The sequence below is a fragment of the Sulfurimonas sp. SWIR-19 genome (assembly GCF_020410885.1).
In the GTDB taxonomy this organism is placed as follows: Bacteria; Campylobacterota; Campylobacteria; order Campylobacterales; family Sulfurimonadaceae; genus Sulfurimonas; species Sulfurimonas sediminis.
Window position 1 is genome coordinate 1,193,770 of sequence record NZ_CP084578.1, and the last position, 22,938, is coordinate 1,216,707.

Here is a 22,938-nt window from a genome sequence, read left to right on the forward strand (position 1 = left end):
ATACAAGGATGACAAATGAGCATGACAGGAATGATATTTCAGTTTAACAGTGATAACGGCAAGGGATTGCTTATGTTATCTGACGGTGAGACAAAAGAGTTTGACACTAGCCAATGGGTAGAGAAAAGTAACAGGCCTTTCGTAGGATTGAAAATCTCATATGATGAAAGTGGTGGAAAAATCAGTGTGAAGCCGTACAATGAGGCAACAAAAGAATCTTCCGCCTACTCGAATGCTGATGAGTGTATTCTTCACTTTAAAGAAGAGGGATTCAAAGTTGTCAAGAACACTGCAGGTGAAACGACGCGGACAATTACACTGAGAAAGTATGAAATGGGTGACTTCGCAGAGGTTATAATCAAGTCTGTGAACGATAAAATTTCCGTAACCCATATGGTGAACGGGAAAAAAACCAACTGATTTTTTTTATTTTTTTTTAAGTATCCAATGGTATTATAATCAAAAAAAGGAGACAATAATGAGCGAAACAACAACGGAAAAAGTGGACTTTGACAACATGAGTGTCATCCAAAAAATTAATGCTGTAGATAAAATTATAGATGAAAAAATCAGAGAATTCTTACATGCAGATGGTGGAGATCTGGATTTTATAGATCTTAAAGAGACAAACGGTCTGACTGATATTTATATCTCATATGTCGGAGCCTGCGGATCTTGTGCAAGTTCAGGAGGAACACTGACTTCCATTCAGAGAATTTTAAACGGTCAACTCGAAACCGACAATATCAGAGTATATGCAGTTTAGCATACAAAAGGAAAAAAATTGATTGTACAAGAAGAACTTTCGATGGTAGCAATACCGAGTATGAATAACACACACCTGGAAGAAAGTCTTCTTATAAACAAACTTGAGGCAGCTGCAGGCAACAACGATATAGAATCAACGCTTGCAATGCTCAAGGAACTCCTTGCACATACTTCCATACATTTTTCAGAAGAAGAAAGTATGATGCAGGAAACAAAATTTCCATCATATAACTCGCATAAAGCGGAACATGACAGACATTTAAGCGAGCTTGCGCATATCATTAAGTATTTTGAAGAAAAAAGAGATACGAATGCGATTATGGCTTACATAAAGGGGAATTTACAATCTTGGATGCTAGATCATATTAAAACGATGGATACGCTGATGGCTGAGTATTTTCAATCAGCTAATTCCTAATACCTTAAAACAGCGGCATCAGCCGGCTGTTGTTAGTCTTCGTAGGTCGGAGAAGTATAGTCAAATCCAAATTTCATCTTTTGGCTTATCTCTTCATCTATCTGGTCTATAATCTCTTCGGTTATATTTTCAATATTTTCGATAAACCTGTTTTTTTCTCTTTCATGCTTAAATGAGTGAATGGTATAAGATTTTTCCTGTGTAAATGTCTCTAAAAACTTTTCTAAAACATCATCCCAGACTAAAGTAACTTCTTTGCTTAACTGGTTTTCTTTCCCATCTTCGGGAAGTGTAAAATTAAAAACTATATTTTCTTCATATGTAATGACTTCATACTTTTCATTTGCTGTCAATTTGTATCCTTTTTAAAATTGACAGTGTACCTTTGTACTTTTTGATTGTACTTAAAATTAAAAACACTAATAATTTTTTAGCTAACGGGAATATATGTCTGATACATTTCCCACCATCGGGCCAAGTCTCTTGCTTCTTGAGAGAAAGGATTGTTGACTATTCTTTCAAAAGTGGCAGTATCGAGACTTTTAAGCTCCTGTGCAAGTTCACTGACACACTCTACCGGATAGTCATATGAACTTGCACACTCTAAAATGACATCCGGCACTTCTTTATCTTGAGAAATTAATACATAAACATAAAGCTCACAGGTTTTGCGTGCTTGTACATCTCTGTTGTTTGGGTTCATTTTCTTCCTTGTAAAATTATAATGTTTCGAGGTCTTGTGCCCAAAGAGTAAGCTCAACTTGAGAGAGCTGTCGGCTGATGCGTCCGACTTCTTCTCCTTCTTTGAAGGCAATAATGGTTGGAAGTGCACCCACTCCATACTCTTTTGCTGCTTTTTGATGTTTGTCGGCATTTATTTTTAAAAACCTTACAGTCGATCCAAAACCAAGTGCCGCATCTTCATAGTATTCATACATTGCCATACACGGACCACAGGTAGTAGAATAAAAATCAACCAACACTGCAATACTGTTTTCTTTGATGTGCAGCATGCAGTTTTCATCATCTGCTTCAACAACAAAAGGATTGTCGAGTTCTGAATGGCACTGTTTACATGTAACGGTTTCTTCTTTCGATTTGCCTTTGCTGCTGTTAAGCGTGTTGCACTCTGAACATACTATTTTAACAATTTCCATAATTTGCCTTTTTTTATATCTTTTTGCTTTGATTATATTAAAACTTAAGTAAGAGACACTTAAGTTTTAAACGAAGGAAATAATCTTAAAATATGGGTTTTTAACAGCAGTCTCAAGTGTACTGATTTCATCAAGCACAAGCAATGTTTCATGATTTTTTGTTTTTATTTTGATACACTCCTGATGATTTTCGTTGCGAGCTGTATCAAGTGCTTTTCCTTCAAAAACAGAACCTGATTTCATGGTTAATTTAACAGGGTAGTGGTACATACATGCTATTTCAATATAGTCGTATTGCTGACAGCTAATCATTTGTTTTCCCTCGTATAATAAATTTATCAAGTCATTACATCCAAGGGAGTAGTGGTTTGATAATTATTTTTTAGTTTTTGATAAAGTCGTTTTTGTGTTTGTCAAATACTAAAAACAACTTACAGTTAAAGAGTTGAATGACAGTCATTTTTCCTTATGAGGTTTTATGCCACTATCTAAGAAAGCATACTGCGTTTAACCTAAGTAACTTACCTATAGGATGCCAGGATGGGTTTTATCTCAATCCTCTATCGTTACGAGGCTGTAAGAAAAAGTTAAACATACGAAAGGATACACAATGCACTATTATGTAGGTATAGATATAGCAAAGAGTTTTCATGTTGCCTGTGTGGTTAATCAAGATGATAAAGTAATAAAGAAGTCGCTCAAGTTTAATAATGACGAGAATGGCTTTAGTGAATTGGTTTTACTTTTGAACTCTATTGATGAAGTTTCAACCTTTACCATTGGTATGGAAGCAACAGGAATCTTCTTTGAAAATCTCTATCTGTATTTGAAGGAGAAAGGGTTTGATGTTATACTTTTAAATCCTTATCAAACAAACAGATTTAGAGAGTTGGACACCATGAAAAAAGTAAAAAATGACAACATTGATGCTTTAATGATAGCAGCTTTAATTAAATCAGGAAGATACTCCAAAGCCTATGTAAGTGAAGATACCTATCAAAGTATCAAATCACTATATAGACACAAGAATAATCTTCTTGAAGAGATGAAAAAGCATAAGCGACAGATATCTACACTTCTATCTGTAGTCTTTCCTGAAATGGAGCAGGTTGTAAAAGACCCATTTAATGTAACAGGGCTTGCTCTGCTTGAGAAGTATCCAACTGCAAAGCATTATGAGTATGCCAGTGCAGAGAGGATACTTAAAACTTTTCGAGGTATTAAAGGCAATAACTTTAATGAGCAAAAAGCCAAAAAGCTTTTAGAGTTAGCCAAACACTCTGTCTATCAGGGTAATGGTGTAGATGAGAGAGCTTATGTCATAAAGTCTCATATTCGACTTATTAAACTTCTACAAGAGGAGCTTAAAGAGCTTGAGCATGAGATGTTAAAACTTTTTCATCAAGCACCAAAACTTGAGATTGATGAAGAACAAGAGGTTATGGATATTATTGACAACCTTAGAACCATTCCGGGTGTGAGTGATAAAACCATCTTTGCACTCATTAGTGAGTGTGGGGATTTGAGCAGGTTTAAAAACAACTCTCATCTTATTGGTTATTTGGGCCTCTATCCTACAATAGAGCAATCTGGCAATAAGCTTAGTTATGGTCCTATTGCAAAGCGAGGTGCAAAGTTAGCTAAAAAAGCGTTATATCAAGCTGCCATTGCTGCAATCAGACACAACAGTGAACTTAATAAACTCTTTAGAGACAAAGTCTCTCAAGGCAGAGCCAAGAAAGAAGCAGTTGTCATTGTTGCAAGGAAGCTTGCTCATATCATTTTAGCTATTTATAAAAACAATGTTGCATATAACCCACAAAGGGTATTTCAGGCATCAGTATCTTAAGTTTCATTCAACTATTTAACAATAAGTTGTTATAGAACTTGATAAACACTATATAGGCAATTATATAAACTGGTCTATACCCTCAAGGGGCACCTAGTACTTTATCATTGTCAACCAAACAGTTTTTAGGTGTTTGATTATTGCAACACTTGAGTCAAATTCTAGATAATGACTTGTAAAAAGTGCTTCAAAAATCAAACGCTCTTAAGAGCCAAAAGGCTCTCAAAATGTTCTTTGAAAGTTTATTGTTACGGGACTATTGTCTTTTTTATTTTTTCGCTCCGTTTAAGTTATTCTTTATAGGATTGCTTTATTAGTTACTCTGCTTTGTTAACTTACTTGTAAGTGTCCAGTCTCTTCTTTAAGTCTTTCAGCTATCCAAACTTTAATGATAGACTGTCTTGTAACACCGATAAGAAAAATCAACATTTACTTTTTTAGTCTCTGTTTTTTAGAGCATTTGGTCTTGTTGCTTTTGAAAAATTAAGATACTCACTTATATCTTCACCATTGTCAAATTTTTTATCAAACTCTTTAGCTGTTATTTTTTTCATAATTTTTCTTCTCGTTTTTTCTACATCTACAGACACTTATAATTATGTTTATATCATCTAGGTTGAATATAGCCGATAAATTTCCGCTAGATAATTTATTGGCTACTATATTTTGTTATATCTTTTTCTTTTTCCAAGCAGTTGGAAACTCTAAAATTCTTTGGATTGTTTTTTGGACTTCATGGGCGAATTCTGAACCAAGATTTGTTTTGCATTCTTCATAGTAGTCAACTGAAGCATTTAATTCAGACTCAGCATCGGGGTGAAAAAGGTAAGTCATTTATGAGTTTAATCTTTGAGATATTTTTTTAAAAACTTCATTTCCATCAACAAGAGAGACACTATCTGTCTCAATATCATTTCTTCTCTTGTTTACTTCTTTTATCCATAATGCATCTATTGAACTGTTTATAGGTGTAATACTAGCCAATATCTTATCAACAATTTTAGTTTTTATGTCTATGGGTAAGATATCTATCTCATTAAATAGTTCTTCTTGTTTTAAGGCTAATATTTTAAATCCTTTATATTTAAATTATTTTATTATAACATATTTGTTTTTGAGTATTAAATCAACTGTTGATAAAGCTATCTCCGAATCTTTGAGGACAACAAACCCATCAGATGTTTGTTGCCCTTGCGCATTTGCACACTTAATAGCTTCTATTGGGTCAGGTGCATCGGTTTTTCTTATAAATCCTCCGTATTGACTTTATCGTATTGTTTATGTGTTTCAATAAAATTTATGAAAACAACTTTTTTCATTTCCAACAATACTAGTATTTCGATACATCTCTTTAACTTCGTTGGGATTGTTCCAATTAAGTTTTAAGACCTCTTTATGCCAAACTTCTAAAGAACTTTTTTGTTATGTATTTAGGCATATGCCTGTCGTCGATGTTTAAAATCAACTATAGCAACAATTAATTTTTCACCTTCAATCAGATAAAACAGTCTATAGTTGCCAATTCTATACCTATAATAGCCTTCTAGTGCACCTTTAAGTTTCTTTATATTTGTACCATAATATGGATTTTCTCGTAATTGAGGATAGACAAAGTTTTCTATTTTTGCATAAAGTTTTTTATCTATTGTCGTTTTTAATTTTAAAAATGTTTTGGTTTCTGCAATTTGATACTTAGACAATGGTGTAGTCACCATTTTTTAGATCATCTAAACCATTCATTAGGTTTTGCACAAGTTCTTTATCGTCTAAAATTTCTTGCATTTCATCATTATCTACAAACTGCGAAGATGTCAAATACTGCATTGTAGCAAACTCAATAAAGTTTGAAAGGTTTCTTTTTTGACCTTCTGCTGCAAGTTTAATCATATTGTAAACTGAATCATCTACTCTCATTGTTACGGTTTTCATAACAACTCCTTTGAATATTTATATTTACTATTATATTCAATTTTATTCATAATGTCAATATGTTTAGATTAATCATAACGGTCGAAGATAGCCGATAAATTTCCGCTAGGGAATTTATTCGTTCCTCGTATTTGTTAGTTTTTTACTACTTTAATGTTAATGACTTCCTATTTCTTCTTGAACAATTTTCTTTAATTTTTCTGTTAAAATAGTATCTTGTTCAGTTTTGAATAAATAGTTACTAGATATAAAATATCATCAGTTTTATAATAAGTGATAATTCTAAATCCTCCACTTTTACCTGTTGGTATTGAAGAGTTTGGAAATCTAACTTTAAATAGATTTTCACCTAAATTTATACCTATTTCTGGATTTGATGATAATGATGTGGCTACTCTGTTTTGTTATCACTATTTATCAACCTTTGAAATAGTATGTCCTCTAAATTTCTACTTGTGTCTATTACTAATAAAACATAAACTTTTTCATTATCAATTTTGTAAAGTATTCTCCATCTTTTATATATAATTTCTCTATATTTTAAAATACCGATTTGTTGTAACTCTGGTACTATTCTTTTTCGTTGTGGTAAAGTATATAAATTATTACACTCTTTTTTTATTTCATTAAATATTTTTTTTGCTATATTTATGCTGTCAATCTTAATATATTCAATAATTAATTCTAAGTCAAGCTCAGCATTTTTACTCCAGATAACTTTGAACTTTTTCATTTTAAGTTATCCAAATAATTTTTGCTCTAAAGTATCAAACATATCTTGCTGTTCTATAATCCTACCGTTTTCTATATCATTTTCACTTTGAACTATTAGCTTTAATAGATTTAAAGAGTTTTGCATATTTTCATAACTTTTTATATCTTGTACTACTGCTTTGGCTTCCCCGTTTTGTGTAATAATAATCGTTCTTTGATTTTCATTTACATCGTTGATAACATTTGCAGTTTTTGCTTTTAAATAGCTAATTGGTTTTATATCTTGACTTAAATGCATAATTCCTACCTTCTTTAAAGATGAATTATTGTACCAAATTTAAATTTAATTTGGTATTAATTGAACATTACCTTTGGTGATAACGACTGAAGATAGCCAATAAATTTCCGCTAGGTAATTTATTGGCTACTCTGTTTTGTTATCAGTTTCTTCTGTAGGTATGTTCATTTTATTACAATAACTCTCAACTTCTGTGTCATTTTTAAAATAATCATCACAAAATTCGTTTAATTCTTTTTCTATTGATTGGTAATATCTCTCTTCTACAGCAAGTGCCTTTTCTGTCAATTCAATAAAATTTTCATATTTCTGATTAACTCTACATAGTTTATCGATAGTCTTAAAGTCAAGTTCTCGAAATTTAGATTGAAATAATATTTTACTCTCATAAGGATTTGCTTTTAATTCAATTATCCCTATTCCAAAAGATTGATTTAATCGTTCCATTTCATCTTTTAACCTATCACTTATTTCAAATGCAACTAGGTATCCATAATTTGCCCAACTTGAATTTGAAACAGCTTGAAAATAACATTTTTTTAGTTCATAATCGGTATTTATCTCTCGTTTTATTTCATAAGAAGTTATTTTAAAAGTATCTGCTTTATTTAGTATTTTCATAAAAGCTTTATTAACTTTTGATGTTAAATTTAAAAAATCAATGCCAACCATATCAGGATGTATCCATTTCTGATGGTCATCTTTACTATTTTTAGATTCTTCATGAAGGATTGTTTTAGAATATATATTCTTATTTTTCAAATAACTACTTAGTAATTTGTGTAAATCTCGTTCTTGATAAGTTTTTTTAACTTTAGACTCTTTCTTTGGAGTACTCACTATTGGAATATCCGATAAGTCTTGCTCATTTTTTGATAAGTAGTAAAAATGTGTACCATTACTTGCTTTTGTGCGTCTCACTCTAGAATCATTTTTTCGAATGAAATCACCAAGTAAAGCTGATATTGTAGCTTCTGGTGTTTTTGCAGTTTTGAAGTCATAGTATTGTTTAGATAAAATATTTTGATATACATCTTTATTATTCGATGGCTGTTGTAAATCTTCTAAACTTTGTAAAATTGCTTCTTTAATGGTCATTTTTTTCCTTTATGATAATATGTGCTGATAACGGTTGAATATAGCTAATAAATTGCCGTGAGGTAATTTATTAGCTACTATATTTTGTTATGCTTTGCTGATGATAATTTTCAAGTAGTCTTTTTCCATGGACCACGGCTATAAACAATATTGCATCTTCATTCAGTTTATAAATGAGTCGATAGCTATAAATAAATATTTCACGAATTGTTATATCATTAGTTTCTGGAACTTTACGACCTAACTCTGAAAATTCTTGTAGAATTTCAGCTTTTTCAAAAAACTTTGAAACTACTGATTTAGCATAAGTTGGAGAATCTTTTTCTATGTAGGTGGCAATAGACTCTATATCTTCAAGAGCTTCTTCAGACCACTCTAGCTTGAAAGCCATTTAGCCATTCTTTGTTTTGCATCTTGATGGGATGAAGTTTCACCATTTTCTGCACGGCTTATTCCATTTTTGATTTTTTCAACCACATAAAGGTGGTACTGAATATCTTCATACGTACAATTATCAGGAAGGTTTTGAATCATTTTCTGTGCTTCTTGTTTTGCAGCTACCATGAACTTTCCTTTTTTTCTTGTATTATAGCATATTTGTGTTTTGGAGTATAACGGCAGCGCGGGTGAGTGGCGACTGAATATGAAAATGTAATTTTCAGATTTGGTTGTCCACTCCTCCCGGTTGTTGTCTGATGCGGATGCAGCAGACAATAAGCGGGTGTTCAACCCGCGCTGCCGTTGTCTGAATGCGAAGCGTTCAGACAACGACTGAAGATAGCCAATAAATTGCCGCTAGGTAATTTATTGGCTACTCTGTTTTGTTAAACATTTTACAGTTTAAATCTAAATTCTTCTGGATGTTCATCATTAGGATAATATGCTTTTATTTTATAAACATTAGTTTTAATAATTTCTTCATCAATATTTATTTCTTTATCTATCAATAATCCAAACAACCATGGTCTTTCAAATTCTTCAGTATATTCAAATGAAATCAATTTGCCTTCTTCTGTATCAGATTTATTTATAGTTATAATATTTGACATTTTGACTAATTGGTTTACAAATATCAATACACTTTCATCAATGTATAAAGAAGAACCACCAAGACCTTTTTTTGAACCCATATCATCTAAAATATATGCCTTGGCTAAAGCTGTATTCATTTGAAGCTCTTTAGGATTACTTATTATAATTGGATTGTCAGTTCCCTTAGCAATATTGGAAAACCCTTCTTTTGGTCTCGTATAGTTTAAAACAAAATCATCAATTCTTGCTTCACTAAAACTATACTCTGATTTTTCTCCAAATGCAATTACTGTTCTTGCTCCTGGGAATTTATTTGAAACTTCTTCTTCAAAAATAGATATATGAGCCATGACAATATTTCTAATCCATAATTCAATCCCATGAAGAATATTTATTGAATTCTCTTCAGACACTTTTTCCAAAAAATGTGTTTTTATTACACCGTCATTTAATACAAACATGAATCCATTCAAATCAGAAAAATACCTGCTGTGAATTTTATAAAATAAATCAAGTCTATCTGTTACTTTTTGCCATTCTTTTTCAGATAGCTTCCAGTTGTTTTTTGTAAAATGTGAACCAAATCCTAATAAGTCTGACCAAGCACATAAATTTAAAGAGATAGTTGGTTTTATCTTATTTTTTAATTTATCACCTAATGGACTTGAATATTTATTACTATACATATTAACCTTTGTTTAACGGTCGAAGATAGCGAATAAAATTCCGCTAGAAAATTTATTCGCTACTCTGTTTTGTTAGCTTTCTTTTATGTTCTTCTAAAGTTTGTTGTTCTTGATTTATATACATAGGCTGGTCCACGGAATGTTTTATTACATTGAGCACAAGCCCATACATCATTATTCCCACCTTGCAAACGAATTAACTTTTCATCTGAATCAAAACATCTTTGGCAAAATGGTCCATCTTTTTTATCACCATCCATTTTCCAATAATATGATTTTTCATAAATCATATTATCTTTGATTTCTATCTTTTTTCGTAAATCTTTCTTTTCTTTTTCACTGTTGATTAGTGATTCTTGTATTTCTGCAATTTGCATTTTTGCATCAGCAAGAGAGCCTATTAATTCTGCTAATTGAAGTTTTACTTCTGCTTTATCAAATAAATCTGCACTATCTTTCAATGTTTTAGCAATTTCTATTGCCGATTTTACACTTCCAACAGCCATTCCTATATCAATCATTCATTTCCTTTGTAAGCTAACGACTGAAGATAGCCGATAAATTTCCGCTAGGTAATTTATTGGTTACTCTGTTTTGTTATGTGTGTGCTTGAAGTGGAAATCTTTCAGGGTGTTCAATCATCTCTAAACTTAAATCAACATCTAAGTTTTCCCAATATAAATGACCTTCTCCAAAGCTTTCTACTTTTGTAATATCATTAATAGTTTTGTCTTTAAACCATGGAAATTGTTCGTATGGTAAAAATAGCTCTTTATCCCCAGCGAGTATCCATAATCCATGATTTGATATATTAGTTACTTCAGTTTCCAAAATGTTCCTCCCATGCTTTTATAAAGTCTTCATAATGCTCTTCTATAATTTTTTCAACTTCATTAAGCTCTTTTCTAGAAAGTTTATAGTTTTTTGCTAATTCAATTTGAGGGTCTAACCAAAATTTAGCTTCGCCATGTTGACATTGTATATGAATATGTTGTCTTAATTCTTCTCTTGAAAAGAAGAAAAAACGATAACCTTTTATTTTTAGTATAGTTGGCATTCACAGTCCTCAAATTTATTCTATGTATTTTAGCATAATTTAAATTTGTTTACTTTCACATAACGACTGAAGATAGCCGATAAATTTCCGCTAGGTAATTTATTGGTTACTCTGTTTTGTTATGTGTGTGCTTGAAGTGGAAATCTTTCAGGGTGTTCAATCATCTCTAAACTTAAATCAACATCTAAGTTTTCCCAATATAAATGACCTTCTCCAAAGCTTTCTACTTTTGTAATATCATTAATAGTTTTGTCTTTAAACCATGGAAATTGTTCGTATGGTAAAAATAGCTCTTTATCCCCAGCGAGTATCCATAATCCATGATTTGATATATTAGTTACTTCAGTTTCCAAAATGTTCCTCCCATGCTTTTATAAAGTCTTCATAATGCTCTTCTATAATTTTTTCAACTTCATTAAGCTCTTTTCTAGAAAGTTTATAGTTTTTTGCTAATTCAATTTGAGGGTCTAACCAAAATTTAGCTTCGCCATGTTGACATTGTATATGAATATGTTGTCTTAATTCTTCTCTTGAAAAGAAGAAAAAACGATAACCTTTTATTTTTAGTATAGTTGGCATTCACAGTCCTCAAATTTATTCTATGTATTTTAGCATAATTTAAATTTGTTTACTTTCACATAACGGCAGCGCGGGTGAGTGGCGACTGAATATGAAAATGTAATTTTCAGATTTGGTTGTCCACTCCTCCCGGTTGTTGTCTGATGCGGATGCAGCAGACAATAAGCGGGTGTTCAACCCGCGCTGCCGTTGTCTGAATGCGAAGCGTTCAGACAACTATTTATTCAACATCATTATAGTAATTTCAACCTTAAATCACGCAAATAACAAGTATATATTATGCACTGTATAAAATAGTTATTTTGCTCAATATATTAAATTTTATGACAAAATGCCATATTTTTAAGATATTTGTAGTTTTTTAATTATTATTCTTAAACGGTTGGTATGCACTTTGCACTGGTATTTCTTTTATTTACGACATAGGTGGTGTGTTATGTGTGAATATTTTATTAAAAGAGCGTAAGTTAGCTTAAAATTTGAAGGGGAAATTATGGAAGTTAAGAAGAAATTGCTTGATATTGTTAGAGATACTGTGCGGTTTAAACATTATAGTTTATCTACTGAGAGAACTTACATACACTGGATAAAGCATTATATTTTCTTTCATAATAAAAAGCACCCGAAGGAAATGGGAAAAGAGGAGATTGAAGAGTATTTAACATCTTTGGCAATTAAAAACAAGGTTGCATCCAGTACTCAAAATCAGGCATTTAGTGCTTTGTTATTTCTATATAAAGAGGTTCTCGGTGTAGATATGAGTGAGTGGAATATTCAAGCTTTGAGGGCTCAGGAGAGAAAACGGATTCCTGTTGTTTTAACCAAAGATGAAGTGAAATTGGTTATAGAAAACTTAAAAGGAATTTATAATCTTATAACTATGCTCATGTATGGTTGTGGGTTAAGAATGAATGAAGTTATAAATCTTAGAGTAAAAGATATTGATTTAGGGTTTGACAAAGTTTATGTGTGGGATTCTAAGTCGTTAAAAGACAGAGTCATTCCACTACCTTTGAAACTCAAACAGAGAATAGCTGTTCAACTAGAGGCTGTAAGTGAACTACACGCAAAAGATATAAAAGATGGTTTTGGTGCTGTTTATTTGCCTTATGCTTTAGAAAAAAAATATAAAAATGCTCAATTTGAAACAAAATGGCAATACCTTTTCCCAGCCGCAAATATATCAACAGACCCTCGAACAAAAATAAAAAGAAGACATCATATACTAGCAAATACTTTAGGGCGAAACATAAAAGTAGCCGCACAAAAAGCCAACTTAAACAAACGAGTGACTTCACATATTTTTAGACACTCCTATGCGACACATCTATTACAAGCTGGAATAGATTTAAGAAGTATACAAGAGTTATTAGGGCATAAATCTGTTGAAACTACTATGATATACACTCACGTTATTTCTGAAATGAATAAAGCAAAACTCATAAGTCCGTTAGACTTTTAAAGGCAAAAAAAAATGATAGAGAGATTTTATTTAAAAGAGTATTTGAGTTTTAAAGAAGCAGAGCTTAATTTGCGAAACGGTTTGGTTGTGTTTACCGGTCCAAGCGGGAGCGGGAAGTCTATACTTATGGAGTCTATACTTTCCTCACTCGGGGGTGCTTCGTGTGATGCTTCTGTTTGTGAAGCCAGTGTGACCTGGATGATTAATGAAGATGAATGTGGTATTGAAAATGATGATATTAATGTATTTAAGCATATTAAAAAAGAAAAATCACGCTACTTTATAAATAATCAAAGTCTTTCTCGCAAGTCTATCAGTCGGGTTGCATCTCAGTATCTTCGTCATTTGAGTTTAAAAGATTTCAGTGATTTTGAAAATGAAAATCTGCTTGATATTTTGGACAAAAGGGCAGGGGGCAAGTCTCAAAAGGTTGTGAAACTAAAAGAGGCGTACAAAAAAAGTTTTTTAGCTTATCAAAAGGTTAAAAAAGAGTTACATGTAATAGCCGAAGAAGAGAAAAAGATAGTCGAGCTAAAAGAGTTTGCCGCTTATGAGATAAAAAAAATACAAGACATAAACCCTGTAATCGGTGAAGATGAAGAGCTTTTACAAATAAAAAAAGAGCTTTCAAAAAAAGAAAAAGTTTTAGGCAGTATAGAGTCAGCGGGAGAAATTTTCAATTATGAGCATTTGGTTTCATCTGCTTTGGAAGCCTTGGACGAATCAAGCAGTTTTTTTGATGATGCCATGAATGAACTTCGAAGTATTTTGGAAAATGCGCAGGAGCGTTTTAGCGCGCTTGATGATGTGGATGTTGAAGAGGTACTTGACCGTATAGAAGCGCTAAGCGGACTCAAACGCAGATATGGAAGCATAGAAGAAGCCTTGGAGTATAAAAAACAAAAAGAACTAGAACTTGAAAAATATGAAAACATAGAAGTGGCAAAAAACGACTTACATGTAAAGGTTGAAAAACTCTCAGCAGAGGTCAAAACACTTGCCGATGAATTGAGCGCTCTTCGGGCTAAGGTTCTGCCTCATTTTGTTAAAGATTTAAACGGCTACTTAAACAGTTTGTATTTAAGAGATGCAAAAATCCACATGAGCAGAGTCGATTATGATTTATACGGGCAGGACAAATTAGAGATTGAGCTTAATGAAACAGAGCTTTCTAAAATAAGTACAGGTGAGTTTAACCGTCTGCGTTTAGCGGTCTTAGCTTTAAAATCGGAGTTTATGAACGCCAACGGCGGGGTATTAATGCTTGATGAAATTGATGCAAACCTGAGCGGGGAAGAGTCTATGAGTGTGGCAAAAGTTTTAAAACAACTCTCAAAACATTTTCAGATATTTGTCATTTCTCATCAACCGCAGCTTACTTCTATGGGTAATCAGCACTTTTTGGTCTATAAAGATGGTAAAATATCAAAAACAAAAGAGCTGAGCATGGACGAACGTGTCGATGAAATAGCCAGAATCATTAGCGGTGAAACTGTTTCAAGTGAAGCCAAAAAGTTTGCAAAAGAGCTGTTGGAGGCAAGTAAATGTGTTTCGTAATTTCCATTGTCGGGTTGTTTTTAGCCTACAATTTTTATAATGCCGGCAATATGCTTCTGGCAGGCGGTTCTGTTTTAGTATCTGCGTTTTTTATATTTTTAATGATACGCAATATACTACATGTAAAGAAAATAAGAGAAGAAAAAAATGATAATTGATACCCATATACATTTGGATGATGAACGATATAATGAAGATTTAGATGCCGTACTTGAACGTGCAAGAGAGGGCGGAGTAAAGCGTTTTATTATTCCCGGAGCAGATGTAAGCACTTTGGAAAAAGCCATAGTCATTGCGGAGCGTTATGCAGATGTCTATTTTGCTATCGGGGTGCACCCTTATGATATAGAGAGCTTTGACATAACATATTTTGAAAAGTATGTCGGGCATGAAAAGTGTGTGGCTATCGGTGAATGCGGGTTGGATTACTTTCGCCTTGAAGGAAGTGATGCAGAAAAAGCACAGGAAAAAGAGGCACAGGCAAAGGTTTTTGCAGCGCAGATAGAGTTTGCCAAAAAACACAAAAAGCCACTCATAGTGCATATCCGCAACGCTTCGCATGATGCAAAAATGCTGCTGTTGGAGCATAATGCAGGGGAAGTTGGCGGTGTGCTGCACTGTTTTAATGCCGATGATGAGCTTTTAAGTTTGGCAGATGAAAATTTTTACTTTGGCATAGGCGGGGTATTGACTTTTAAAAATGCCAAAAAACTTGTCAATATTTTACCCCGTATACCAAAAGAGAAGCTCCTTATAGAAACGGACGGGCCGTATTTGACGCCTACACCGCACAGAGGAGAGAGAAACGAACCGCTATATACAACATTTGTAGCGCAGAAAATGTCAGAAATCTTAGAGATTTCAAGAGAAGAAATAGAAAAACTGAGCACAGAAAATGCCCTGAAACTCTTTCATATTTCTTAATATCATTATGGTCACAACTTTTTTTAATAGAATTTTGGCTAAAATAGCATAAATTAAAATTAAAAAGTTGTCTATGATTAAATATATATTAACCCTGTGTTTCCCGTTTCTTCTTTTGGCGAATTTGACGTATGAATCAAACTATAACAAAGAACTGGCATTGTTGGACTCATTTGATATAGAGCCGTCATTTCTCTATGACCCTGTAATGAATAAAATGAAAGCCAAAACATTGTCAAAAGACAAACATTTTTTCAAGGCGATGGAAGATGCCTATCTGTTTATTCCTGCCATTAAAAGTACACTCTCAAAATACAATGTCCCACAGGAGTTTCTCTATCTTGCTATGGCTGAATCAAATTTTCACACAAAAGCATACTCCAATAAAAGAGCAGCCGGACTGTGGCAGTTTATGCCCGCAACAGGCAAACTTTTTCATCTGAAAATTGACGAGTATGTAGATGAGAGACGCGATTTGATCAAATCAACTGAAGCGGCGGCAAAATACCTCTCAGCACTGCATAAGCGGTTTGGAAAGTGGTATTTGGCTGCCATTGCCTATAACTGTGGTGGCGGTGCGTTAAGCAAGGCAATCAGAAAGGCAAAAACAGACAAACTTTCTGTTTTACTCAATCCGAAAAAACACTATATTCCGAGAGAGAGCCGCTACTATATCCGCAAAATCGTTGCCCTTGCGCTGATAGGCAGTGACGAACAGTATATGCTGCATAGCGAGTATGAGTACCTTTTAAATCGTGCCAATGCCTATTCGATTGCAACTGTGAAACTGCCTCGCGGAGAATCATTGGCACGACTCTCAAAACTTATTCATATCCCTTTAAAAGATTTGAAAAAGCTCAACAGACATTTAAAATATGATTTTGTCCCGCCGTATGCGGATGGATACGATGTCTATATACCGTATATAAAACTCGCAGAATACAAACAAAAGTATTTTCAGGAACCCATACAGAATATTTACAAGATACATGTAGTCAGACGGGGAGAAAATCTTTCCCGTATTGGCAAAAAATACGGTGTTTCGTACAAGGTGATTAAAGATTTCAACAAACTGCGCACAAACCGTTTGCGAATCAAACAAAAGCTTGTCATTCCTATAGCCAAAAACACAAAACACAAAAAATTTAAAAGTACGCATTACTATATGGTCAAAAAAGGTGATTCTCTAGGCTCTATCGCAAGAGCCCATAAAATCAGCATTAAAAACATACGGGCACAAAACAACATCAAAGGATCTTTGATCCGAGTCGGCGAAAGGTTGAAACTGTATGAATAAAATACTTTTTTTATCGCTACTTGGTATTACTTTGTTTATAGGTGGATGCAGCACAAGAGGACCGAGCAGTTACATACAGCATAAATACTCAAGCCCTGCATATAGTCAGAAAAAATATTCACATCCGACGATGCGTCCTTATGTGGTACATGGAAAACGGTACTACCCAACTGTCGTGAGTGTCGGAGACAGGTTCCGAGGCAATGCAAGCTGGTACGGACCAAATTTTCACGGAAAGTTTACATCTAATGGTGAAAGATACAATATGTGGGATATGACAGCTGCGCATAAAACACTGCCGATGAATACCATCGTAAGAGTGACCAACAGAAGAAACGGAAAAAGTACGGTGGTTCGCATCAATGACAGAGGGCCTTTTGTCTCAACAAGGATCATAGACCTCTCAAAAGCGGCAGCCTCAAAAATCGACATGATAGGTACGGGAACTGCTCCTGTAACACTTGAAGTGCTTGGTTTTGCAGGAAAAGGCAAAAACAAGATACCAAACAAAAAACAGTTGAAAAAATCACCTAAGAGCGTGGAATTAAGCAGTTTTGCATTGCAGATTGCCTCTTTTTCAAACATAAACGGTGCAATAAAAACACAGGAAAAGTATAACAATACAGACGGATATACAACGGTCATCAAAGATATGCAGACACCAAACGGCAGAATGTTCAAAGTCTGGCTCAAAGGCTTTAAAAGTGAACAAGAAGCAAGAGACTACAAGGCAAACGGCATATTCAAAGGTGCATTTATAGTGAGAGAGGATTAAAAATGATTACAAAAACAAGAACAACCAAAGAGACAGATATAACCGTAGCACTCGATATCAACGGTACAGGCAAAAGTAATATAAATACAGGTGTAGGCTTTTTAGACCATATGCTTGAGAGTTTTTCCAAACACTCTCTCATTGATTTGGACGTTACATGTAAAGGGGATACGCATATAGATGACCATCACAGTGTTGAGGATGTGGGCATTGTTTTGGGCTCTTTGCTTGCCCAGGCTCTTTACCCTGTAAAGAATATGGAGCGTTTCGGGAGTGCAAACATTGTGATGGATGAGGCCTGTGTCTCCTGTGATTTGGATCTGAGCAATCGTCCTTTTTTGGTCTATGAACTCAGTGTCAGCGGAAAAGTAGGGCAGTTTGACACAGAACTTGTTGAAGAGTTTTTTCGTGCCTTTGCCTTAAATGCAAGAATAAGCATACACATTATAGAGTGCCGCGGGAAAAACAAACATCACATTATAGAAGCGGCATTTAAGGCGGTCGCTGTTGCGCTCAGACGGGCAACAGCAAAAAATGAAAGAGTCGGCATACCAAGCACAAAAGATTTTTTATGATTAAACTGATAGTATTGGATGTTGACGGTTGTTTAACTGATGGTAAACTTATCTACTCAGCCCAAGGGTATGAGAGTAAAAATTTTAATGTCAAAGACGGTTTGGGTATCACGACCTGGATAAAAACAGGAAATCAGGTTGCCATTATAACAGGAAGAAATTCTTCTATCGTTGAAAAAAGAGCCAAAGAACTGGGAGTGCAGCATTTGTACCAGGGTATACGGGACAAAGAGAGTATTTTAAGAAAAATCATTGCTGAGCTTGGCCTGGAGTTTTATGAGGTTGGCGTAATCGGCGATGACTTGAATGACTATAATATGCTGCGTCTTGCCGGAAGAAGTTTTACCCCGAGTGACGGGCATGATACAATTAAAGAACTTGTCAACACAACACTCTCAAAAAGTGGCGGCAATGGTGCAGTAAGAGAGATGATAGATATTTTAGTGCAAGAAAATGATCAAAAAGAAGCATTTTTATCTGTCTGGGTGTAAGGAGTAAAAGATCAATATCAATATATTTTTAACCTTTGTCATTACTCTCTTGCTGGTAATATTTTTTATGTTTAAACCTATGGATGTAAAAATGCATCATTTTACAGATGTGCCACTCTTTGAATTGAGTGATTTTACGATGTATGAACTTGATACTCACGGGTTGACGACAATTTTACTCGGAAGTACGGGAACAAGATACGCTCAGAGATATGAGATAAAAGATATGGACTATACCGACAATTCGAAAAAATATATTGCAAATATGGTCTCTGATCTGGGTGTATATAAAAATGAAATCGTCAAGCTAAGCGGTCATGTTGTTTATGTGCGAGAAGACGGACTGACATTTAAAAGTCAAGAAGCACTTTACAACAAAAAAACGGCAGATGTAGTCAGTGATACAAAATACACCGCCTACCTGAATGACAATGTAGTCATCGGCGATTATATAAAATACAATAACATTACAAAAAAGATTTATTCTAAAAATGTTATTGCCACATATCAACTAAAAGAGGAAAAATAGATGAAATATCTACTTGTACTAACACTTTTTTTGCAGACTCTACTCTTTTCACAAGAGCTTAAAATCAAAGCAGATGAGTTCAGAGGTGACCAGAAAAAAGGTATTTCAGTCTTTACCGGACATGTCAGAATTAAAAAAGTCAATGATGAACTTAATGCCTCCGAGGTTACGGTATATACAGACAAAAACAACAAGCCCACAAAATTTGTAGCGGTCGGAAATGCTTCTTTTGTGATAAGAACAGTTGAGGGAGCAAACTACAGAGGTGTTGCACAAAAAGTCGTTTACCTGCCTTTAAAAAAAGAGTATCACTTTTTTGGAAATGTACATCTGCAACAACTCAACGAGAAAAAAGAGATTTTCGGAGATGCAGTTATTTTGCAGGCGATAAGCGGGAAAGCCTATGCCAAAGGTGTTGCAAAAGAGCCTGTCATTATGATATTTGATATAAAAGACGAAAAGGAAAAAAAATGATAGACATTGTTGAGGCAAAGTTTATAACATCGGCTCCGAATGTCAATGCGGCTCCAGAATCAAAAGAGCAGAACGAAGTAGTTTTTATGGCACGCTCAAATGTTGGAAAAAGTTCACTGCTCAACGCTTTGACAAATCACAAGGGATTGGCTAAAGTCTCTTCCACACCGGGAAAAACAAAGCTTATAAATTATTTTGATGTCACCTTTTTAGATAGAGAAACTTCCAATAAAGTTGTAGCAAAATTTGTAGACTTACCTGGTTTTGGCTATGCAAAAGTGGCTAAATCCATGAAAAGTGACTGGGAAAAGAACCTGACAGACTATATAGCCAACAGAGAAGAGATAAAGATTTTTATACACCTTATAGACTCCAGACACCCCCACCTGGAAATAGATACTGCAGTAAGTGATTTTCTTTTTAGAACTGCCAGAGAAAACCAGTATATTATTCAGATTTTTACAAAAATTGACAAGTTAAATCAAAAAGAGCAAAGTGCACTTCGAAAAGAGTTTCCAAATGCTTTAATGGTTTCAAGCGCAAAAAAAAGAGGAATCAACAAAATCGTTCAAGTCATTTATGAAATACTGCAAGAGAAGACAGATGAAGATTGACTACACCAAGGCGAAACTCTCAGATATTGAAAAAATGAGAGAGCTTGTACAGCCTGAAGTGCAAAGCGGTATCATTTTAGAAAGAAGCGAGGATGAAATCGCAACAAATATCCGTTCGTATACTTTGGCTTTTGTAGCTGATGAACTTGTCGGTTTTGCGGCACTCCATATCCACACAAGATATCTTGGCGAAATACGCTCTTTGGTTGTAAAAGAGGGATTTCGGGGACAGAAAATAGGAGAAAACCTGGTTGAGTGGGCTGTTGATGAGGGCAGAACACTCGGTCTTCAAAAAGTACTGAGTCTCACCTACAAGCAGTCTTTTTTTGAAAGACTGGGATTTGTGGAAATTCCAAAAGAGTCCCTTCCCGAACATAAAATTTGGGCCGATTGTATTAAATGTAAACACTTTCCGATATGCAACGAAGTATCTCTCATCAAAAACCTGTAATCTCACTCTTTTATATAGTGCTTTTTGTACTGTATGACAGCCTTGGTACAATTTATCCGTTTCTACCGCCAATGCTAACACTTTTGTATGTACTTTTTGCCCGTGCACTTGACAATGATGATACACTCTCTGTTTTTGTTATTGTGCTGTGCCTTGTTGTTTTTGAAGCCAACTACGGATATATGCTTTTGAGTGCAGTTGTCTATTTTTATTTATTGTATAAATTTATTATGCCTCAAATCACCAAAAATTCCAACTGTTTGGTTTGTATTCGAGCGCTGACAGCCATTCTTGTCTATCTTGGTTATTTTCTTTTTCTGACACTGTTGTCAAATATTTTTTTATTGCCACAGCCAAATATAAATTACTATATAATTTACTATATAGTAATTGAATTCTTTTTAATAGGTCTCTTATGAAAATAAAATTTATTATTTTTGTCTTTGTATCAATCTGGCTGGCACTTATAGTGCGCGTTTTCTATCTGGCCGTTGAATCAAACAGCTACTACAGCAGACTCTCTATGCAAAACACCATCAAATATGAGCAGATAGCACCTGTAAGAGGTGAGATAGTAGACAGATACAATCGACCTGTAGCCATTAACAAGCTTGGATTTAAAATTCAAATTGCACCTCATTTGCTCTTGAAAAAACATAAAAATGAATTTAATGAAACACTCTCTTTTTTACTCAAAGCACTGCCTGATTTAGACAAAGAAAAAATTATTAAAAACTACAGAAAAAAAGACTCCTACTATAACCACAATTTTATAGATGTTGTCCATTTCATACCCTATGAAAAAATGATGCCGGTGTATTCTATGCTGAACCTGCAAAAAAACATTAAAGTTCTTCCTGCACCCAAAAGATACTATCCGTATAAAAATATTGCGGCACACATGATAGGCTATGTTTCTCGTGCAAACCAGAAAGATATTGACAAAGACCCTCTGCTTGATCTCATAGGCTACACCGGAAAAACCGGCCTTGAAAAATACTATAATTCTTACCTGCAGGGTACACCGGGAGTAAAAAAGATAAAAGTCAATGCCAATAATCAGGAAGTGGAAGAGTTAAGTTATAAAAGTCCTGATGAGGAGAAAAAACTCAAACTCACGCTTGATATGGAGTTGCAAAAGTACATAACAAAGCTTTTTAAAGGCAAGGTCGGTGCTGTAATTGTTATGAATGTTGACGGTTCCATTTTAGCTGCGGGCAGTTACCCAAATTATGACTTAAATATTTTTGTTTCCGGCATGTCCTATAAAATGTATGATGAACTCTCATCAAGCCTTGACCACCCTTTTACAAATAAAATGACACACGGTTTGTATCCGCCAGGCTCGACCATTAAACCTCTTTTAGGGCTTTTGTATATCACTACAGACTTGAATGAGCACTGGAGTGTTGACTGCCGTTCAAACCTAAAGTTGGGCGGAAGAACTTTTAGATGCTGGAAGAAAAAAGGGCACAGGCATACCAACATCACAAAAGCCATACGGGAGAGTTGTGATGATTTTTTCTATAAAGGAAGTCTGGTACTGGGCAATAAAAAAATGAGTGCCGGTTTAAGACGCTATGGTTTTGGTAAAAAAACAGGTATAGATTTACCCAATGAGTTTATAGGTGTGGTTCCGTCCCGTGAATGGAAGCTTCGAAAATATCATAAAATATGGAATATAGGGGAAACGGCAAATATGGCAATCGGGCAGGGTGATTTTCTTGTAACGCCTATACAGATTGCCAGAGAAACAGCACTGATGGCAACCGGAAAACTGCCTACTCCGCATTTTGTCTCTTTGATTGGAGATGAAGAGTATAAAAGCCGCTACAAAAATGTACTGAACAAAGTGGAATTGAAAAAACTTCCTGTTATTCAAAAAGCGATGTATCAGGTATGTAATTCTCCTCACGGAACGGCCACGAATTATTTGCACGTAAAAGTAAAAATAGCAGGAAAAACAGGGACAGCGCAGGTTATAGGCATAAAACAGGATATTTTAAAAAGAAAGAAAGAGCATGAACTCTCTTACTATAAAAGATCACATGCCTGGTTTACAAGCTATGGACCGTATAAACATCCACAGTATATTGTAACCGTTATGGTAGAGCATGGTGGGCACGGCGGGCATGCAGCAGGTTCTATTGTTTCTGATATATATAACAGGCTTTTAGAGCTTGGGTATATCAAGAAAAAATAAA

Annotated in this window: 37 protein-coding genes and 1 pseudogene; 18 read left to right on the top strand and 20 right to left on the bottom strand. The window is 34.3% G+C overall.

Annotated features, from left to right (window positions below):
- Positions 1-15 precede the first annotated feature (15 nt).
- From LCX93_RS06190 to LCX93_RS06200, 3 genes are read left to right on the top strand one after another with little or no spacing between them, the layout of a single operon-like run.
- Positions 16-420, top strand: a complete 405-nt coding sequence (locus tag LCX93_RS06190; protein WP_226069371.1) for a hypothetical protein — start codon at positions 16-18, stop codon at positions 418-420.
- A 58-nt stretch (positions 421-478) separates the two neighbouring features.
- On the top strand, positions 479-766 hold the full coding sequence (locus LCX93_RS06195) for a NifU family protein (protein ID WP_151900333.1): 288 nt from the start codon (positions 479-481) through the stop codon (positions 764-766).
- Between the two features lie 18 nt (positions 767-784).
- The gene (locus LCX93_RS06200; protein ID WP_226069372.1) at positions 785-1,186 is read left to right on the top strand and encodes a bacteriohemerythrin; all 402 of its coding nucleotides are present in this window, start codon (positions 785-787) and stop codon (positions 1,184-1,186) included.
- Positions 1,187-1,218: 32 nt separating this feature from the next.
- Here the strand turns inward: LCX93_RS06200 and LCX93_RS06205 are convergent, their stop codons facing one another.
- From LCX93_RS06205 to LCX93_RS06220, 4 genes are all read right to left on the bottom strand, one after another.
- On the bottom strand, positions 1,219-1,539 hold the full coding sequence (locus LCX93_RS06205; protein ID WP_226069373.1) for a hypothetical protein: 321 nt from the start codon (positions 1,537-1,539) through the stop codon (positions 1,219-1,221).
- Between the two features lie 77 nt (positions 1,540-1,616).
- A complete protein-coding gene (locus LCX93_RS06210) occupies positions 1,617-1,889 on the bottom strand; it encodes a hypothetical protein (protein ID WP_226069374.1) in 273 nt (90 codons plus the stop codon).
- 16 nt (positions 1,890-1,905) lie between these two features.
- Positions 1,906-2,343, bottom strand: coding sequence for a thioredoxin family protein (locus tag LCX93_RS06215; RefSeq protein WP_226069375.1), 438 nt, complete (start codon positions 2,341-2,343; stop codon positions 1,906-1,908).
- A gap of 66 nt (positions 2,344-2,409) precedes the next feature.
- Positions 2,410-2,655, bottom strand: coding sequence for a Rho-binding antiterminator (locus LCX93_RS06220; RefSeq protein WP_226069376.1), 246 nt, complete (start codon positions 2,653-2,655; stop codon positions 2,410-2,412).
- Positions 2,656-2,953: 298 nt separating this feature from the next.
- Here LCX93_RS06220 and LCX93_RS06225 point away from each other — a divergent pair, with 298 nt between their 5' ends.
- Entirely contained in the window at positions 2,954-4,192 is a 1,239-nt protein-coding gene (locus tag LCX93_RS06225) for an IS110 family RNA-guided transposase (protein WP_226069377.1), read from the top strand.
- 669 nt (positions 4,193-4,861) lie between these two features.
- On the opposite strand, the gene LCX93_RS06230 is transcribed toward LCX93_RS06225, so the two are convergent.
- The 16 genes and pseudogenes from LCX93_RS06230 to LCX93_RS06305 all read right to left on the bottom strand — a co-directional run bounded on the left by LCX93_RS06230 (position 4,862) and on the right by LCX93_RS06305 (position 11,585).
- A complete protein-coding gene (locus LCX93_RS06230) occupies positions 4,862-5,026 on the bottom strand; it encodes a hypothetical protein (protein ID WP_226069378.1) in 165 nt (54 codons plus the stop codon).
- Positions 5,027-5,260 carry an addiction module protein gene (locus tag LCX93_RS12695; protein WP_502988725.1) on the bottom strand — a complete coding sequence of 78 codons (234 nt, stop codon included), beginning with the start codon at positions 5,258-5,260 and terminating at the stop codon, positions 5,027-5,029.
- Between the two features lie 219 nt (positions 5,261-5,479).
- Positions 5,480-5,557, bottom strand: a pseudogene (locus LCX93_RS12700) (hypothetical protein); the annotation flags it as partial.
- Between the two features lie 65 nt (positions 5,558-5,622).
- Complete coding sequence (locus LCX93_RS06245) at positions 5,623-5,907, bottom strand: type II toxin-antitoxin system RelE family toxin (RefSeq protein WP_226069379.1); 285 nt, start codon at positions 5,905-5,907, stop codon at positions 5,623-5,625.
- A complete protein-coding gene (locus LCX93_RS06250; RefSeq protein WP_226069380.1) occupies positions 5,885-6,121 on the bottom strand; it encodes a CopG family transcriptional regulator in 237 nt (78 codons plus the stop codon). Before LCX93_RS06250 ends, LCX93_RS06245 begins: the two co-directional genes overlap by 23 nt.
- A 391-nt stretch (positions 6,122-6,512) precedes the next feature.
- The gene (locus tag LCX93_RS06255; protein ID WP_226069381.1) at positions 6,513-6,854 is read right to left on the bottom strand and encodes a type II toxin-antitoxin system RelE/ParE family toxin; all 342 of its coding nucleotides are present in this window, start codon (positions 6,852-6,854) and stop codon (positions 6,513-6,515) included.
- Positions 6,855-6,860: 6 nt separating this feature from the next.
- Complete coding sequence (locus LCX93_RS06260; RefSeq protein ID WP_226069382.1) at positions 6,861-7,133, bottom strand: type II toxin-antitoxin system Phd/YefM family antitoxin; 273 nt, start codon at positions 7,131-7,133, stop codon at positions 6,861-6,863.
- Positions 7,134-7,259: 126 nt separating this feature from the next.
- Positions 7,260-8,231 carry a hypothetical protein gene (locus tag LCX93_RS06265; protein WP_226069383.1) on the bottom strand — a complete coding sequence of 324 codons (972 nt, stop codon included), beginning with the start codon at positions 8,229-8,231 and terminating at the stop codon, positions 7,260-7,262.
- A gap of 70 nt (positions 8,232-8,301) precedes the next feature.
- Positions 8,302-8,622, bottom strand: a complete 321-nt coding sequence (locus LCX93_RS06270; RefSeq protein ID WP_226069384.1) for a type II toxin-antitoxin system RelE/ParE family toxin — start codon at positions 8,620-8,622, stop codon at positions 8,302-8,304.
- Positions 8,607-8,795 carry a hypothetical protein gene (locus LCX93_RS06275; protein ID WP_226069385.1) on the bottom strand — a complete coding sequence of 63 codons (189 nt, stop codon included), beginning with the start codon at positions 8,793-8,795 and terminating at the stop codon, positions 8,607-8,609. The genes LCX93_RS06270 and LCX93_RS06275 overlap by 16 nt, the downstream gene beginning before the upstream one ends.
- Positions 8,796-9,064: 269 nt before the next feature.
- Entirely contained in the window at positions 9,065-9,949 is an 885-nt protein-coding gene (locus LCX93_RS06280) for a hypothetical protein (RefSeq protein ID WP_226069386.1), read from the bottom strand.
- Positions 9,950-10,032: 83 nt separating this feature from the next.
- Complete coding sequence (locus LCX93_RS06285; protein ID WP_226069387.1) at positions 10,033-10,470, bottom strand: hypothetical protein; 438 nt, start codon at positions 10,468-10,470, stop codon at positions 10,033-10,035.
- A 76-nt stretch (positions 10,471-10,546) separates the two neighbouring features.
- Positions 10,547-10,780, bottom strand: coding sequence for a DUF2442 domain-containing protein (locus tag LCX93_RS06290; RefSeq protein ID WP_226069388.1), 234 nt, complete (start codon positions 10,778-10,780; stop codon positions 10,547-10,549).
- A complete protein-coding gene (locus LCX93_RS06295; RefSeq protein WP_226069389.1) occupies positions 10,770-11,006 on the bottom strand; it encodes a DUF4160 domain-containing protein in 237 nt (78 codons plus the stop codon). The genes LCX93_RS06290 and LCX93_RS06295 overlap by 11 nt, the downstream gene beginning before the upstream one ends.
- A 119-nt stretch (positions 11,007-11,125) precedes the next feature.
- Positions 11,126-11,359 carry a DUF2442 domain-containing protein gene (locus LCX93_RS06300; RefSeq protein ID WP_226069388.1) on the bottom strand — a complete coding sequence of 78 codons (234 nt, stop codon included), beginning with the start codon at positions 11,357-11,359 and terminating at the stop codon, positions 11,126-11,128.
- On the bottom strand, positions 11,349-11,585 hold the full coding sequence (locus LCX93_RS06305; RefSeq protein ID WP_226069389.1) for a DUF4160 domain-containing protein: 237 nt from the start codon (positions 11,583-11,585) through the stop codon (positions 11,349-11,351). The genes LCX93_RS06300 and LCX93_RS06305 overlap by 11 nt, the downstream gene beginning before the upstream one ends.
- Positions 11,586-12,078: 493 nt before the next feature.
- Between LCX93_RS06305 and LCX93_RS06310 the strand changes: the two genes are divergently transcribed.
- From LCX93_RS06310 to mrdA, 14 genes are all read left to right on the top strand, one after another.
- Positions 12,079-13,047 carry an integron integrase gene (locus LCX93_RS06310; RefSeq protein ID WP_226069390.1) on the top strand — a complete coding sequence of 323 codons (969 nt, stop codon included), beginning with the start codon at positions 12,079-12,081 and terminating at the stop codon, positions 13,045-13,047.
- 12 nt (positions 13,048-13,059) lie between these two features.
- Positions 13,060-14,604, top strand: coding sequence for an AAA family ATPase (locus tag LCX93_RS06315; protein WP_226069391.1), 1,545 nt, complete (start codon positions 13,060-13,062; stop codon positions 14,602-14,604).
- Positions 14,592-14,762 carry a hypothetical protein gene (locus tag LCX93_RS06320; RefSeq protein WP_226065133.1) on the top strand — a complete coding sequence of 57 codons (171 nt, stop codon included), beginning with the start codon at positions 14,592-14,594 and terminating at the stop codon, positions 14,760-14,762. Before LCX93_RS06315 ends, LCX93_RS06320 begins: the two co-directional genes overlap by 13 nt.
- Complete coding sequence (locus LCX93_RS06325) at positions 14,752-15,528, top strand: TatD family hydrolase (protein ID WP_226065135.1); 777 nt, start codon at positions 14,752-14,754, stop codon at positions 15,526-15,528. Before LCX93_RS06320 ends, LCX93_RS06325 begins: the two co-directional genes overlap by 11 nt.
- Positions 15,529-15,601: 73 nt before the next feature.
- Positions 15,602-16,825 carry a lytic transglycosylase domain-containing protein gene (locus LCX93_RS06330; protein ID WP_226065137.1) on the top strand — a complete coding sequence of 408 codons (1,224 nt, stop codon included), beginning with the start codon at positions 15,602-15,604 and terminating at the stop codon, positions 16,823-16,825.
- Positions 16,818-17,600 (top strand): septal ring lytic transglycosylase RlpA family protein, encoded by a 783-nt coding sequence (locus tag LCX93_RS06335; RefSeq protein WP_226065139.1) that lies wholly within the window; start codon positions 16,818-16,820, stop codon positions 17,598-17,600. Before LCX93_RS06330 ends, LCX93_RS06335 begins: the two co-directional genes overlap by 8 nt.
- 2 nt (positions 17,601-17,602) lie before the next feature.
- A complete protein-coding gene (gene hisB / locus LCX93_RS06340; protein ID WP_226065141.1) occupies positions 17,603-18,175 on the top strand; it encodes an imidazoleglycerol-phosphate dehydratase HisB in 573 nt (190 codons plus the stop codon).
- Positions 18,172-18,666, top strand: a complete 495-nt coding sequence (locus LCX93_RS06345) for a KdsC family phosphatase (RefSeq protein ID WP_226065143.1) — start codon at positions 18,172-18,174, stop codon at positions 18,664-18,666. Before hisB ends, LCX93_RS06345 begins: the two co-directional genes overlap by 4 nt.
- A gap of 22 nt (positions 18,667-18,688) precedes the next feature.
- Positions 18,689-19,195 (top strand): LPS export ABC transporter periplasmic protein LptC, encoded by a 507-nt coding sequence (lptC, locus tag LCX93_RS06350; protein ID WP_226069418.1) that lies wholly within the window; start codon positions 18,689-18,691, stop codon positions 19,193-19,195.
- The gene (gene lptA / locus LCX93_RS06355) at positions 19,196-19,669 is read left to right on the top strand and encodes a lipopolysaccharide transport periplasmic protein LptA (RefSeq protein ID WP_226065145.1); all 474 of its coding nucleotides are present in this window, start codon (positions 19,196-19,198) and stop codon (positions 19,667-19,669) included.
- Complete coding sequence (gene yihA, locus LCX93_RS06360; RefSeq protein WP_226065148.1) at positions 19,666-20,283, top strand: ribosome biogenesis GTP-binding protein YihA/YsxC; 618 nt, start codon at positions 19,666-19,668, stop codon at positions 20,281-20,283. Before lptA ends, yihA begins: the two co-directional genes overlap by 4 nt.
- The gene (locus LCX93_RS06365) at positions 20,273-20,734 is read left to right on the top strand and encodes an N-acetyltransferase (RefSeq protein WP_226065150.1); all 462 of its coding nucleotides are present in this window, start codon (positions 20,273-20,275) and stop codon (positions 20,732-20,734) included. Before yihA ends, LCX93_RS06365 begins: the two co-directional genes overlap by 11 nt.
- Positions 20,701-21,153: a hypothetical protein gene (locus LCX93_RS06370; RefSeq protein ID WP_193149680.1), complete on the top strand. Its 453-nt coding sequence runs from the start codon at positions 20,701-20,703 to the stop codon at positions 21,151-21,153. Before LCX93_RS06365 ends, LCX93_RS06370 begins: the two co-directional genes overlap by 34 nt.
- Positions 21,150-22,937, top strand: a complete 1,788-nt coding sequence (mrdA, locus tag LCX93_RS06375) for a penicillin-binding protein 2 (protein WP_226065152.1) — start codon at positions 21,150-21,152, stop codon at positions 22,935-22,937. Before LCX93_RS06370 ends, mrdA begins: the two co-directional genes overlap by 4 nt.
- Position 22,938 lies beyond the last annotated feature (1 nt).

Coding starts and splice junctions, on each gene's coding strand:
- LCX93_RS06190 (WP_226069371.1), top strand. CDS start 16: ATGAGCATGACAGGAATGATATTTCAGTTTAACAGTGATAACGGCAAG.
- LCX93_RS06195 (WP_151900333.1), top strand. CDS start 479: ATGAGCGAAACAACAACGGAAAAAGTGGACTTTGACAACATGAGTGTC.
- LCX93_RS06210 (WP_226069374.1), bottom strand. CDS start 1,889: ATGAACCCAAACAACAGAGATGTACAAGCACGCAAAACCTGTGAGCTT.
- LCX93_RS06215 (WP_226069375.1), bottom strand. CDS start 2,343: ATGGAAATTGTTAAAATAGTATGTTCAGAGTGCAACACGCTTAACAGC.
- LCX93_RS06220 (WP_226069376.1), bottom strand. CDS start 2,655: ATGATTAGCTGTCAGCAATACGACTATATTGAAATAGCATGTATGTAC.
- LCX93_RS06225 (WP_226069377.1), top strand. CDS start 2,954: ATGCACTATTATGTAGGTATAGATATAGCAAAGAGTTTTCATGTTGCC.
- LCX93_RS06230 (WP_226069378.1), bottom strand. CDS start 5,026: ATGACTTACCTTTTTCACCCCGATGCTGAGTCTGAATTAAATGCTTCA.
- LCX93_RS06245 (WP_226069379.1), bottom strand. CDS start 5,907: ATGGTGACTACACCATTGTCTAAGTATCAAATTGCAGAAACCAAAACA.
- LCX93_RS06250 (WP_226069380.1), bottom strand. CDS start 6,121: ATGAAAACCGTAACAATGAGAGTAGATGATTCAGTTTACAATATGATT.
- LCX93_RS06255 (WP_226069381.1), bottom strand. CDS start 6,854: ATGAAAAAGTTCAAAGTTATCTGGAGTAAAAATGCTGAGCTTGACTTA.
- LCX93_RS06260 (WP_226069382.1), bottom strand. CDS start 7,133: ATGCATTTAAGTCAAGATATAAAACCAATTAGCTATTTAAAAGCAAAA.
- LCX93_RS06265 (WP_226069383.1), bottom strand. CDS start 8,231: ATGACCATTAAAGAAGCAATTTTACAAAGTTTAGAAGATTTACAACAG.
- LCX93_RS06270 (WP_226069384.1), bottom strand. CDS start 8,622: ATGGCTTTCAAGCTAGAGTGGTCTGAAGAAGCTCTTGAAGATATAGAG.
- LCX93_RS06275 (WP_226069385.1), bottom strand. CDS start 8,795: ATGGTAGCTGCAAAACAAGAAGCACAGAAAATGATTCAAAACCTTCCT.
- LCX93_RS06280 (WP_226069386.1), bottom strand. CDS start 9,949: ATGTATAGTAATAAATATTCAAGTCCATTAGGTGATAAATTAAAAAAT.
- LCX93_RS06285 (WP_226069387.1), bottom strand. CDS start 10,470: ATGATTGATATAGGAATGGCTGTTGGAAGTGTAAAATCGGCAATAGAA.
- LCX93_RS06295 (WP_226069389.1), bottom strand. CDS start 11,006: ATGCCAACTATACTAAAAATAAAAGGTTATCGTTTTTTCTTCTTTTCA.
- LCX93_RS06305 (WP_226069389.1), bottom strand. CDS start 11,585: ATGCCAACTATACTAAAAATAAAAGGTTATCGTTTTTTCTTCTTTTCA.
- LCX93_RS06310 (WP_226069390.1), top strand. CDS start 12,079: ATGGAAGTTAAGAAGAAATTGCTTGATATTGTTAGAGATACTGTGCGG.
- LCX93_RS06315 (WP_226069391.1), top strand. CDS start 13,060: ATGATAGAGAGATTTTATTTAAAAGAGTATTTGAGTTTTAAAGAAGCA.
- LCX93_RS06320 (WP_226065133.1), top strand. CDS start 14,592: ATGTGTTTCGTAATTTCCATTGTCGGGTTGTTTTTAGCCTACAATTTT.
- LCX93_RS06325 (WP_226065135.1), top strand. CDS start 14,752: ATGATAATTGATACCCATATACATTTGGATGATGAACGATATAATGAA.
- LCX93_RS06330 (WP_226065137.1), top strand. CDS start 15,602: ATGATTAAATATATATTAACCCTGTGTTTCCCGTTTCTTCTTTTGGCG.
- LCX93_RS06335 (WP_226065139.1), top strand. CDS start 16,818: ATGAATAAAATACTTTTTTTATCGCTACTTGGTATTACTTTGTTTATA.
- hisB (WP_226065141.1), top strand. CDS start 17,603: ATGATTACAAAAACAAGAACAACCAAAGAGACAGATATAACCGTAGCA.
- LCX93_RS06345 (WP_226065143.1), top strand. CDS start 18,172: ATGATTAAACTGATAGTATTGGATGTTGACGGTTGTTTAACTGATGGT.
- lptA (WP_226065145.1), top strand. CDS start 19,196: ATGAAATATCTACTTGTACTAACACTTTTTTTGCAGACTCTACTCTTT.
- yihA (WP_226065148.1), top strand. CDS start 19,666: ATGATAGACATTGTTGAGGCAAAGTTTATAACATCGGCTCCGAATGTC.
- LCX93_RS06365 (WP_226065150.1), top strand. CDS start 20,273: ATGAAGATTGACTACACCAAGGCGAAACTCTCAGATATTGAAAAAATG.
- LCX93_RS06370 (WP_193149680.1), top strand. CDS start 20,701: ATGCAACGAAGTATCTCTCATCAAAAACCTGTAATCTCACTCTTTTAT.
- mrdA (WP_226065152.1), top strand. CDS start 21,150: ATGAAAATAAAATTTATTATTTTTGTCTTTGTATCAATCTGGCTGGCA.